A 13,213-nucleotide genomic window follows, 5' to 3' on the forward strand; every position below is an offset into this window, starting at 1 on the left:
AAGGTTAACAAAGGTTGGAGCAAGGCGTTGCTCCTTTTTTTATGTCCGTACGTTTCTTCCCTATTTAAATTAGAAGCAGAAAACGCTTGCTTCCAATGATAAAATACTTCTTTCCTCTCCACAACCCAATCCTACACATACATTATAAATCATTAGAGCAATGCAAAGAGCCAGCTATAATATAGCGCAAACCAAAATTCTATACTTTTATAAAAAAATAATAAACTTCAATTAATACTTGTCCAGACAGAAATTCATATTCTGCATACAAATATTAGCATTTTTCTTGTTTATATCGGCTAAGAATAATACATTTGCATCTATACAAACCAAATTAATATAATTATGAATAAAATTCCCATTTTTTCATTGACACTACTTTTTGCTTTAATTTTACCATTATTTGCAAATGCACAGGTAACAGTAAAGGGTATTGTAACTGACGAAAGTGGGGTACCATTAGTTGGCGTTTCCGTCCGCTATAAGGAAGTCCCCCAAGTTGGTGTTACCACAGATATTGATGGTAAGTTTTCCATCAAGGAAGTAAAAGAAGGGAAAACGCTTGTTTTTTCCTATATCGGTATGAAAAATGCAGAGCGTTTACTAAAAGGGACAACCTCTTTCATCAAAATACAAATGGAGGCAGAAACAAGTGAACTCGATCAGGTTGTTATCACTGGTTATACTCAAACCACATTTAAAAAGATGACAGGTTCAGTAGGCATCATTACTGCCGATCAGCTAAAAGATCAGGCTCAACCGACTGTTGACGCCTTAATGCAAGGTAAAATTGCGGGTGTAGCCGTATCAGCTGTAACCGGACAGCCCGGTAGTACACAAAAAATACGAATCAGAGGTACCAATACTGTTACCGGAGACGGTGAGCCACTATGGGTAATTGACGGAGTTCCTATGCAGGGAAGTACAGCAGACATGCCCAATAGTTCTGAAATAAAATCGGGCCAGTTTGATGATTTATTCATGAATGGTGTTGCAGGGATCAATCCGAGTGATATTGAAAGTATCACTATCTTAAAAGATGCCTCCGCCACAGCAATTTATGGTTCACGAGCCGCAGGTGGTGTAATTGTCGTTACTACCAAAAAAGGAAAACAAGGAAAAACCAGAGTTAACTATTCTGGTAATGTTTCCGTCACTTTGTCACCCCAACGAGATTATTCTTTGATGAATTCAAAAGAAAAGCTTGCATATGAACAAGGATTATGGGATGAATTTTCTGCTCCCGGCTTTGAAGCAGGAAAAACAGATTATCCTATCGTAGGTATAGTAGGTATTATTAGATCCGGAAAAGGTCGTTTTGAAGGATGGAATAAAGAACAACAGGATAGCTATATTAACGAATTAGGACAAACAAACACTAATTGGTACGACGAACTATTTCGTAATGGCGTATCCACTACGCACAATCTATCCATTAGTGGAGGAGGAGAAAAATATACTTACTATACATCATTATCATATACACGTAATGCCGGTCTATTAAAAAATAATGACTACGATCGTTATAATATAACTGCTAACCTTTCTATGAACCCCAACCAAAAAGTAAAATTGGATTTTGGGGCATCAATGTCCTATCAATACTCTAAATCGCCAGCATTAAATAACATCAATCCATTTACTTATGCTTATTTTGCTAATCCATACGAAAGTCCATATAATACAGATGGTAGCTACAGAGCAGATGAAACCTATTATTCATTAGGAGAATATAATAATAAAAAAACATCCAGAAAAACTGTTCCCGACAGTGGCTTCAATATCATGCGTGAGATGAATGAAACTTCTTCACGCACCAAAAATGTCAATACTACCGTACGGACAGGAATCGATTATAGTATTATCAGCAAATTACGTTTTGTCGGATTAGCTTCGTTCACTTATTCCACTAACCGTTTAAAAGAGATCTACAACAGTGATACGAAAGCTGCTTTGGACAATCGTTTATCAGTAGATGGGTTAAGTCAGAAAGAGTATGCCTCTATATTACAACGCAATATTGACAACGAAAGTTATATGGTACGCGGACACTTCGCTTATGACGATCAATTCGGAAATGACCACTCTATTTCCCTTATCGCTGGTGCCGAGCTCCGTGGAAGTAAATCAAACAGTCTGTATAGCAAACGATATGGTTATGATGCAATAACAGGCAATACAATCACCCCGCTGCCATCAACCACGGAAGGTATCGGATATGCACAATTAAAAGAGTATTTGGCAGCCCTCGATGCCTCTACCGGAGAAACATGGAATGAACAACGTTTTGCTTCCTTCTATGCTTCCGCCGACTATTATTATAAAAATAAATATGTGCTGAATGCTTCTTTCCGCACTGATGGTAGTTCCAATTTTGGTAGTAACAAACAATTCAATCCCAACTGGGCTGCAGGTGCTGCGTGGAATATCAGTGAAGAAAACTTTATGCAATCTCTCAAACCGGTATTAAACCGGTTAACCCTCCGTCTGGCAACCGGATTCACTGGTAATATCAACCGTAGCGTAAGTCCACAAATCATCATCAACTATTTTGATGATTACCGCAATGTATCAAATAATGTTTTTCATATTGGCAGTATCACCACACCACCTAATCCGGACTTACGCTGGGAAAAGACTCAAGATGTAAAATTAGCCTTAGATTTCGGACTATTTAATGACCGTCTGAATGGTATCATCGAAGGGTATTACCGAAAAAGTTCCGATATAGTAACAAGTGTGCAAGTATTATCAACTACCGGATATACCAGTCAAAGATACAATACTGCAGAGTTAGAAAACAAAGGTATTGAAATCACCTTAAACGGAACCCCTGTAAAAAGTAGAGATTTCACATTGGCTTTATCTGCCAATCTTGCCTACAACTTGAATATAGTAGCTAAATATAATCCATCATATAAATCTATGGGATATTCCAATCTATGGGAAGGCTATCCTGTAGGCGCTATTTACAGCGGCAGATTTACAGGTATAGACCCTGATACAGGACTTTATACCTTCCAATTACGCCCGGATGCAGAAATACATACCGCCACAGATTTGAATAAATCAGATAACTATCGTTATTATCTAGGAACAGACGAAGCTCCTGTAACCGGAGGTTTCAATGTAACAGCAGAGTATAAAGGTATTAGATTGAGTGTTAATGGTACTTTTGCAACAGGAGCTAAACAGTTTGAGTACATTGAATCCCCCGCCTCATACCAAAACACAGGGGGAGGAGTACAAAATCAATCAACACAAGTCTTCCAAAACGATTTATTCGCCCAACATTTAAATGTTCCCAAGATTGCTGCCGACCGGTGGACGACTACTAATACCGATGGTACCTATCCCCGAGTTTGGAATGTATTTGGTGAAGCATATGGTTTTAACTATTACAATCCTATGAGCAAAGAAATAACTCGAGGAGCTTTTCTTACAAATCTATCATATATGCGTATCAAAAGCATAATTTTAGGTTATACACTGCCCAAAAAACTACTGAAACAAACCAATCTTTCAAATGTAGATTTTTCGATGGCACTCAACAATTTTATAACTGTCACAAGTTATAAAGGTATGGATCCGGAAACACCAGGAGCAACCTATCCTGTAAGCCGGTCTGTTATGTTTAGCGTAAATGTAGGATTCTAAAAAAAAAGACAATGAAAAGAAAACTATTTATATTTATATGTTGCAGTTTGTGTATCGCACTCACCTCATGTACTAAATACCTGGATGTAAAACCCAAAGGTAAGGTTATACCCAAAACTGCTGAAGAATTTTCTTCTATCCTTCATTATTGGTTAGATGATATTGAAAAAGGTCTAGATGATGTTATCGTTCTTTCACCTGAACGAACTGCCGATTTAGAACTTTTTGCAGAAGATCTGGACGGCACCTTAGCTAGTAGCTATGGAGCAATAGATTTATATGCAGGAACTAGTATCAACAGAAATCAAAAATACTATTCAACATTATATTCCGCTATCAAAGATTGCAACATAATCATTGGAGAGATGGAAGATACAGAATCAGAAACGGCCAAAACCTTATTAGGAACCGCATGGAGCATCCGTTCTATTTGCTACTACAATTTAATGATACGTTATTGTGAACCTTATCAATTACAAACAGCTTCCGAAACACTAGGATTACCTCTCGTGGACGAATTTGATATCGAAGCCAAGCCAAGCCGGTCCACTCTTAAAGAAACAGCCGATTTTATATTGAAAGGATTCCAACATGCGCTATCATACAACTCAACAGATAAAAACTATATTTTTACTGCACCAATAACTAAAGCCTATATGGCACGTTTCTTCTTTTGGACACAAGACTGGAATAATGCCATTATTTATGCTAAAGAAGTTTTAGATAAATATCCAATGCTTGAAGCTGACGAGTATGTTAACGCTATAAATCAAAAACTAGAGCCAACTAAGAACGTCATTATACGTTCATATACAAATGAGAATGATGTTGCAAGCATGGGATATCTAACTGCTCAAACAAATGTCCAGAAACGCCCTGTATGCAAAAACTTAGTAGACCTTTTTGGTAATACCCCAAATGATATCCGTAATTCAGGGTTTAATACCAAACGAATAACAACTAAAGTCGTTACCACAAAATTCCGTAGTGAAGAGTTATGTCTTATCATTGCTGAAGCATACGCACATTTAGGTAAAGAGACTGAAGCATTAGAATATTTGAATTTATTACGTTCCAAACGGATTACGGAAAATTATATAGCTTATACAATGGATAATCTCCCTGAAGTTTTTAAACAGAATATTACGACAGATGCAACAGGGACACCACTTACCAAATTAATGTCAGCTATCCTTTGTGAACGTAGGAAAGAACTATTTTTGGAAGGTGATCGTTGGTTTGAGCTAAAACGTAATGGACGTCCAGAATTCTGGATTGCCGCTAATGGGAAAAAATATGTAACGGAAAAATATTTATATACTTTCCCTATTCCCAAATCTGATGTGAACCTATTTCCTGGGCTTATCATACAAAATCCGGGATATATTGAATAATCATTAATACACTAGAACAATGAAAAAGCTATTATATACAATATTTATATTCATCATATCCTTTAGTACTTTTTCAGCCTGTGACGAATCTGAAGAGTTAACTCCTAAAGTAGATGATACAACAAGTGATTATTTACTTCCAACCGGAGTAATTCTCACCGCTCAAGAACGGGAAGAAGTCCAAGAACGCTGGAATGAATATAATACTGCCATTAATCAGTAAAATTAAAGAAAGATGAAAACTATAATAAAGGAAATAACTAAAATTCTGACAATAACATTATTGGCAATGATGGTTACTTCATGCAATAATGATGATGATGCAGGAGCAAATCTCTTCTTTAGCCGCTCTATCTATGTTCTACCGGCTACTGGAAGTTTAAATATAGAACTAAAAGCCTCTGTAGCTCCAGAAAATGATCTGATAGTTCCTATAACCATCGATGGTTCAGCAGTGTTAGATGATGAATACGAAATATCAGCTAAAGAATTTATAATAAAGGCAGGAGAAACAAATGCCCAAATAACAATAACCCCCAAAAATAATCTAGCCCAAGGAAAAGAAATCCGTTTGTCTATCAATCCGGTAGCAGGATATAGCTTAGGAGATAAGAATGTGGCTATCATTCCGATAGAAACCAAAGAACGTATTATGTACTCATTCACCACTTCTTATTCCCGCATTCTTAGTTCTATCCAAATATGGGTTGAAATACAAGGTGAAATTAGTGGACGAAGCTATATCCCTCAAACAGACATTGTACTTCCATTAAAAATATCTTCTTCCAGTACTGCAGAATTGGATACTGATTTTGAAATCGAGAATCACTCAACTTCTATAACTATTCCGAAAGGTACGCGACAAGTCAACTTCAGCGTTAATATAGTAGAAGGAGCAGAAGATTATGCTGGAAAAGAAGCCATCCTTGAATTGAAAGCCCCGGAAGGAGAAGATCCTGATTTATATTATGCAGGTTCATTCACTACCTTCACTGTAAAATTGGATCAATTAAAATTTATCGACTTATTAGGCAAATGGAAACCTGTTGAGCTTAGCAACGAAGATGGTTTTTATGTATGGGGTGAGGAAGAACTCCCCAGTAACGATTTTGAAGGAAAATTACCTAAAGATTTTGCTGCTGGTGACTATTTGGAATTTACTAACGAAGGCGGAGTCGATAGAATTATTCCCCACATGACTGGAGGTTTGAAAAAATATTTCTGTGGACCAGAACACAAGGTTACATTCGATCATATAAACAAAGAGTTCCTTGATGCTTCTATATTTGACTATATAATGGTCCCCTATTTTAAAATAACCAATATAAACAAACTCTTTTCTACAAAAACAGAAATTGGTGATGCCCTTTTGGGATTAGATAAAATAGACGATAACAATATTTATGTCTATATCCACGACTATATTCCAACCGATTTCTTTACGTACTCCTATGAACAATGGGGAGGATTTGATGCTGAAATGTTTGGTATTACATATAAATTCACACGAGTAGAAGAAGAATAAAAAATTAAGGATGCCCGAGCCATACGGGCATCCTTAATTCAAATTATACATATCTTATTTTCTCAACGCCTTCTCAATTATAAACAACCGATAATCATAATCCTCTCTTAACTTTTTCGTCGGTGCCATTGCTTTGGCTTTGACATATTCCTGTTTCAAATCCATCAGACATCCATACCAAAAATGAGCTCTCGCCGGAACAGACAGATATGAAATGCTTTCAATTGGCTCCATTCCCCAATGAGAATTAGTTTCTCCAATCGCAAAGCTAGAAGAACCGGATGATGAACCTTTTTCTTTCACCGGACTTACATCCGACCATGAAATAACAGCATTCAAGAATTGTCCTTGCATAAAACGCTTAAATTCAGCAGAACTCTTGCCCATCCTGGCTTCCTTGAATAAGAAACTTATCAGATCTGAAATAGCCTGCTGTTGCGTGTAAGGATCATTCGATTTACTTTCACTAAGCCAAATATTACTCAACTGCACTAATACCAAGTTTCCCAGGAATTTTTGAGAATAATCGGCAACACTCCCTGTTAAGGCACAATGATTCAGCAATTCCTTATCATCCATCCATGTCATCTTTTCAATCGCATCCAGCATCCACAAAAAAGATTGGCGCTGAACCTCTTTTGGCACTGATTGAAAAGAAGGATAAACATCTCCATAGTAACTATCATTCAAATAAATACCACCCACTTGTTGCAGTACATGCTTCATGTATTCATTCACCTGCTTGATGATATGACCATATAAAACAGCACGCAGCTCATAGTCCACATCCTCCTTGTCCAACCACTGGTTGGCATTCTTTATTACTTTCGCTATATTCTCACAAGCTATTGTTGCCGAACGGATAGCATCATTCCCTAAATCCCTTTCCATTCCACGAGGGTCATAATACGCTTTCCTGTTTTGCGGCCCTTTAAACAACAATAACGGATTGTGGTTACGTTCAGATATCAACGATTGCAAACCGGATAATTCCTCCTGCGGCGTATTCTTTTTCATAGGTTGATACAAATAACGAATTACCCAATCATCATATACCCCTAACACCGATTGCACCAGAGGCATTCCTTCACTATAACTATCATCAGAAAGCAAATAGTTCATGGGGAGCTTATCCATAACGGAAGCAGATAACCCATGTTGCTTAACAAACTCCTTCGAACGAAGCGAATCAACAGGATAAGCAATAGATCCTGCCATATTATCACTCAACCCCAAACAATGTCCCCAATGCCTCAATAATAAAGACGTTAACGCTTCCTCTACCAAGCCCTCATCGGGCAGCAACGTACGAGCCTTCTCATTAAAAGAAGATGTTTGCAGAAAATAATCCAACTGGATTTTCGATGCCAAGTTGTGCGGAATGTAAATATTGGCACTTATAATCTCTCCTGTCAACGGATCACTCCAACAGTTGTCTGTAATCTGGTTAGACGGTGAAATGACATAACGAATACAGGATTTAGTAATATTATTGGCATCAAACACCGTACCGTCTTTAGGATAAGGCTTCACTACCAGCGCATTGGGAAAACCAATCTTCTGAAAAGACTTGTTCCATATATCAGCACTACGATACACACAGCGCTGCCAGCTTTCGGGCAACAGAGTATCTACATAAAAGACAATAGGGTTTTCCTCTGTCAAATTCCAACGATTCACCCAATACTGCACTTCACTTCCTTGCGCTTCATCCGAAAAGCTAACCTTGTCACTCCATAGAGTACCAACACGAGGATCTGCCAAACGAGGAAGATAATCTTCATCCTCCGGTAATAACATAAATGTACGCTTCACAACCGCACTGAAAGGAATATCGTCTGCTATCGGGAAAAGCCCGAATAACGACATGGCAAGACTATAACTCATATTGCATGAGATAGATACATTATCCGAGTAAGAGGCAATCCCGGATATCATCGACCGGTCTTGTTTAAAAGTAGCCTTCCTTTTCACCCAGCCATCCATTGTATTATATGCTTTCGGATCTATCGGATTCATGTATTCGTCATCTTTAAACACATAAGAAGTGACATCAATCACCAAAGCACTATCAGGAGAATAAGCCTTGATTGGAAACTGCTCCAGAACAATATCACTAAAGCTCTTTTTCAATGCATCGCCGATACGAGAGTCATCACCGGTAATCGGACGATTGGCAACCCGATAAAGTCTGACCAACGAATCAGATTGGCAAAATCTCACCTGCAAAGAAGTGGCAGGGCGAAATCCCACGGACGATTCCTGCGGATTACTAACTTTATCAACCACCCCTCCCATCAACAGACGTTTACCTAAAACAGCCTTAGGTATTTCCATATATATCTTATTCTCAATCCAATAAAGATTCATTAATCCCTTGGACTCCACGCTATTGGATTTACCTTTCAATAGCTTTTCATAATCACTTTTCGATTTTACTTGCTCTGTTTTTTTCTTTTTCTTAGCTGCCCCTTCCAAAGGATAAGAAACGGACAGGGCAAAGACCGACAAAAAAAGTAAAAGGATATATTTATTCTTCATAATCATCTGTTTAACGCATTATTCATTTGATGAAGCAATAATTGATAGTGAAGTCGAGTATCTTTATCGACATGTTGCTTTTGATTATTCAATAAGTCGCGCACCCGCAAGAAATAACCATAACACATACTCTCCTGATTTCTGGGGACAAAGTACTCGGCCATTGGTTCTTCAAATCCGGCTACAGGATTAAACATACGTTCCAAGTCCGACACACAACATCCTTTGTGTCCTTCCCCTATCTTATGATGAAGCGTGGTTAACGATTCCCAAACATCCTCATCTGCCAATGATTTCGAATCTTTATTCCAATTAATCTTTGCCGTTGAAGCTAACTGTTTAATAAATAAATTCTGCAACTTCATTTGAGTAGAGGTTAGTTTACGCCCTTTCAAAGTAGGACTCCAGATGTATTCATAAATGTCATTCATACATTCGTCAACGTCATATTTATCGCCTTCAGCTTTCAGTGCCGAAAATTCCACACGGGCAGGAGCCGCCATCAATAATTTCATCAGCACATTACGCAAAGCATCAGAAGGTTTACCAACCATAGGCAACTTATCCAATACATCGCTGTTATCTAACCAATCCAGCGTTTCCAACTGTTCCAGAAAATAACTCATTGCCTCTTTTTGCTTTTCCTTCGGTTCACTTTCCAGAGCTTCCACTTTATCACCGACCAGTTTTTCATGCAGATAAATGCCACCAATATTATGATAAACATGCAACATATAAGTCAAATACTGCATTATAATACCATCATAAATAGCAGATCGGTGTTTATAATCATTATCTTCCTTATCCAGCCATTGATTCAGATTATCCAGGATATACTTCAGGTTTTTCACACCATATTGAGTTGCTTTTACCGCATCATCTCCCAGATCTTCCGTTTGAGAACGAGGGTCAAGTATATCCGACTGTTGTTTTCCATACCGATATACAGGATCACCGGATAAATCCGTAATCCACTTTGAAGTAATCGCATACTCTTCTTCCTCTGTTTTAGCTTCCGGTACTGGTGTATAATTCCAACGGATCAAATAATCATCATACAGCCCAAAGCGGGGAGGCATCATACGAACCCCACGCTCCATATCACCGGGTTGTGCCACATAATTAAAACGTGCATAATCCATTATAGAGGTAGTGGTGCCATGTTTCTGTGTAAACGAAGGAGAACGCAGAGAGTCCACCGGAATGACGGAAGAAGCACTCATATTGTGCATAAATCCGAGACAATGTCCTACTTCGTGTGAAACGACATAACGTAAAGCATCATCCATCACTTCCCTTGGAATAACTTTATGACGGACACGTTTGTCAGCTTGAGCAGTCTGGATAAAAATCCAGTTATTCAACAACTTTATAACATCATGATACAGATATACAGAAGCATTCAGTATTTCTCCACTGCGCGGGTCTACCCAAGAGGGACCCATTGCATTTTCAATAGCAATCGGTGCATAACGAATACAAGAGTATTTCAAATTATCCGCATCAAATTCCGGATCGTCTTTCGGAAATTCTTTAGCCTGGATAGCTTGTGTAAAACCTATTTTTTCAAATGGTTCATTCCATTGGTTGACAGCTTCAAATATAGATGCTTTCCAACTATCAGGGAAACAACTATCTACATAAAAAACAATCGGCTTCACAGGTGTCACCTTTTTACCCTCTACATAACTTTTTAAATCAGAAGGCTCCAAACGCCAGCGATTTGCATAATAGATTGCCCGCATCGTCTGTTTGGTTGCCGAATATTCTTTTTTTATAGTCGGGAAAATACCAATCCGGCTATCCATCAATCGGGGACGGTAGGAAACAGAATCCAATAACAGGATAGAACGTGTCACCTTTGCAGTCAGAGGTTCGTCCTTAATGTCTTTTCCACTACCTCCGGTCAACGAATAAGTATAACTTAGGCAACTCCGGACAGATATATTGTCCTTAAAAGCTTTAAAACCATCAACAAACGACTTGCTACTTTGAAAAGAAGTGGAGCGCTTACGTCCTCTCGACATATTTGCACTATATTTATCAAAAGGATCTATTAGCTTATTGTCACCCACAAAAAAACCGGTAACATCAAACACAACAGCCGTACTATCATTATTATAAGCAGAAATATCAAAGGCTTGCAATATGGCATCCATGTTGCTTAATGCAATAGCCGTCTTCAATCGATTGTCATTATCACCACTCACATTATCTGTTTGAATAGCAGACAGACAGATTTTGTTATTCAGTTTTTCAAAACGAAAATGAATAGGTTCGGTAGGTTTTGATCCTATAATGGCATTTCTATTATCACTGATTTCTGTAACTGCAGAGCCCAACAACATATCACGTTTCAACAACGATAATGGAAGTTCAAAATAAACTTTTTCTTTCACTTTGTGTACAGTGATGAAACCTTCTGCTTTCGAATGATTAGATGAGAACAGTTTATCATAAGCAGTTTTTTCTTTCTCAACGGATTCTTTCTTTTTTGTCTTTTTACGTTTAAAAGAAATAGCATTTGCTGATACAGCTCCTCCCAGCATAGAAAATACTAAAAGAGCCACCCAAATTCTTTTCATTTTGATAATAGTGTTAATTCATACTCTAGTAATAGAATACAAATCTAAGAATTATAAAGAATTATCTCCAATAAAATCTACTTTTTTCTGTCTTCAAATAAAGCGATTATGACTGCTTTTAGAACAGGATAAAAGATTATCAAGGCTTTCGCACTCCAAATGGTTAAAAGTATACCATATAAGATTGGCATTATTTGAATCTTATATGGGTCCTTGAACAATCCTAAAACGCATAAACTTATCCCACCTAAAAAAATCACTAAAAAGAACACTGCAGATATAAAAATGGGAAACGGACCGTCATATTCAGTAAAATCGGCTAATCCAAGCCATTTCTTCCATTTTCTCCACCGTTCTCTCCTCCTTTCTTCCGGTTCCCTTTCCTTCCTCATTCTCTCCGACTCTATCACACGCCGACGGAATTCCTCTTGGGGACGCTGTAAACTGAGATTGTATCTCCGCATCTTTTCACTAATGCGTTTCTTTTTCCTTTTTGTCACTCTTATATTTGTTATTTCTTGTGTGGTTTTACCTATTTATTTCTTTTCTGCCTGATAGACTCCAAATATAATGCAACCTGCTCCCAATAATGTAATCCACGTGATTTGTTCGTGAAGAATGATTACGGATGCCACCATTGTCACCAACGGATTGAGATAGATATAACTGGAAGCTCTAACAGTTCCCAACTGTTTTAAGACCACATTCCAGAGGACATAACATATCAAGGAAGCCAGAACAGCTAGAAACAAAAGATTGGATAATACAATCGGTTTTAAAAGTATATCAAGATCCGGTTGCAGCGGATGAAGAAGAAAGGCGGGAAGTATGGTCAATACTCCATAAAAAAATATCTTGCGAGTGATAAATACAGTGGGGTAACGCCCCGTCATTTTCTTTATCACCAAACTATAAAATGCCCACGACAAGGCGGCAAGTAAAGTAAGCAAATCCCCTACCGGAGATAATTTAAGTACAAAACTGCCGTTAAAGACCACCAGTCCTACTCCGATTAAAGCTAATATGGAACCATAAATCAAACCTTTGGTGGCTTTTTCACTCTTATAAAAGAGAAGGGAAAGAATGGTGGTAAGTAAAGGAGCTGTGCAAATGATGAAAGCTACATTGGATGCTTGCGTGATTCCCAAAGCTGTATTCTCGGTAAAGAAATAGAGTGAACCACCGAAAAGACCTCCTGCCATCAACCAAAGTTCGTCTTTCCAATTACCCGCAAACAGACGTTTGGGAGAAATCACCCAAATACCCAGATAAGCAATGAGAAAACGATAAAGGAATATCTCCTGTGGGGTCAGTCCGTGATTAATCAGTACTTTGGTTGATATAAAGGTCAGTCCCCAAATAGCAACTACAAGTATCGCAATCAGATGGTAATATCCATGCTTCAATTCCATAGTGATGGTGATGTTTTTTAATAGAGTACAAAGATAGCGAGAAGTTATGGAATGTTTGTTTGGAGAAGTAACAAAAAGCCCGTACCTTTGTTTATGTTC

7 protein-coding genes are annotated in these 13,213 nt (G+C 37.9%); 4 read left to right on the forward strand and 3 right to left on the reverse strand.

All coding sequences use genetic code 11. From position 1 onward, the window contains the following. The first annotated feature begins 345 nt into the window (after positions 1 to 345). Genes H8796_RS05335 through H8796_RS05350 form a run of 4 tightly spaced genes read left to right on the forward strand, consistent with a single transcriptional unit; the run spans position 346 to position 6,576 of the window. Entirely contained in the window at positions 346 to 3,657 is a 3,312-nt protein-coding gene (locus H8796_RS05335) for a SusC/RagA family TonB-linked outer membrane protein (RefSeq protein WP_117933298.1), read from the forward strand. Positions 3,658 to 3,668: 11 nt separating this feature from the next. After that, the gene (locus H8796_RS05340) at positions 3,669 to 5,051 is read left to right on the forward strand and encodes a RagB/SusD family nutrient uptake outer membrane protein (protein ID WP_117933302.1); all 1,383 of its coding nucleotides are present in this window, start codon (positions 3,669 to 3,671) and stop codon (positions 5,049 to 5,051) included. A 19-nt stretch (positions 5,052 to 5,070) separates the two neighbouring features. Further along, entirely contained in the window at positions 5,071 to 5,274 is a 204-nt protein-coding gene (locus H8796_RS05345; protein ID WP_115483879.1) for a hypothetical protein, read from the forward strand. Positions 5,275 to 5,286: 12 nt separating this feature from the next. Then, positions 5,287 to 6,576, forward strand: coding sequence for a hypothetical protein (locus H8796_RS05350; protein WP_117933303.1), 1,290 nt, complete (start codon positions 5,287 to 5,289; stop codon positions 6,574 to 6,576). Between the two features lie 54 nt (positions 6,577 to 6,630). Here H8796_RS05350 and H8796_RS05355 read toward each other — a convergent pair whose 3' ends face one another. From H8796_RS05355 to H8796_RS05365, 3 genes are all read right to left on the reverse strand, one after another. After that, positions 6,631 to 9,123 carry a zinc-dependent metalloprotease gene (locus H8796_RS05355; protein WP_117933305.1) on the reverse strand — a complete coding sequence of 831 codons (2,493 nt, stop codon included), beginning with the start codon at positions 9,121 to 9,123 and terminating at the stop codon, positions 6,631 to 6,633. Continuing rightward, positions 9,120 to 11,702: a zinc-dependent metalloprotease gene (locus tag H8796_RS05360; protein ID WP_117933307.1), complete on the reverse strand. Its 2,583-nt coding sequence runs from the start codon at positions 11,700 to 11,702 to the stop codon at positions 9,120 to 9,122. The genes H8796_RS05355 and H8796_RS05360 overlap by 4 nt, the downstream gene beginning before the upstream one ends. 536 nt (positions 11,703 to 12,238) lie before the next feature. Further along, positions 12,239 to 13,114, reverse strand: coding sequence for a DMT family transporter (locus H8796_RS05365; protein WP_117933311.1), 876 nt, complete (start codon positions 13,112 to 13,114; stop codon positions 12,239 to 12,241). Between the last annotated feature and the right edge of the window lie 99 nt (positions 13,115 to 13,213).

The organism is Bacteroides sp. M10 (genome assembly GCF_014334015.1).
Taxonomy (GTDB): domain Bacteria; phylum Bacteroidota; class Bacteroidia; order Bacteroidales; family Bacteroidaceae; genus Bacteroides; species Bacteroides intestinigallinarum.

What these genes read in the sequence shown, in the direction of transcription:
- H8796_RS05335 (WP_117933298.1), top strand. Translation starts at nt 346, where the DNA reads ATGAATAAAATTCCCATTTTTTCATTGACACTACTTTTTGCTTTAATT.
- H8796_RS05340 (WP_117933302.1), top strand. Translation starts at nt 3,669, where the DNA reads ATGAAAAGAAAACTATTTATATTTATATGTTGCAGTTTGTGTATCGCA.
- H8796_RS05345 (WP_115483879.1), top strand. Translation starts at nt 5,071, where the DNA reads ATGAAAAAGCTATTATATACAATATTTATATTCATCATATCCTTTAGT.
- H8796_RS05350 (WP_117933303.1), top strand. Translation starts at nt 5,287, where the DNA reads ATGAAAACTATAATAAAGGAAATAACTAAAATTCTGACAATAACATTA.
- H8796_RS05355 (WP_117933305.1), bottom strand. Translation starts at nt 9,123, where the DNA reads ATGATTATGAAGAATAAATATATCCTTTTACTTTTTTTGTCGGTCTTT.
- H8796_RS05360 (WP_117933307.1), bottom strand. Translation starts at nt 11,702, where the DNA reads ATGAAAAGAATTTGGGTGGCTCTTTTAGTATTTTCTATGCTGGGAGGA.
- H8796_RS05365 (WP_117933311.1), bottom strand. Translation starts at nt 13,114, where the DNA reads ATGGAATTGAAGCATGGATATTACCATCTGATTGCGATACTTGTAGTT.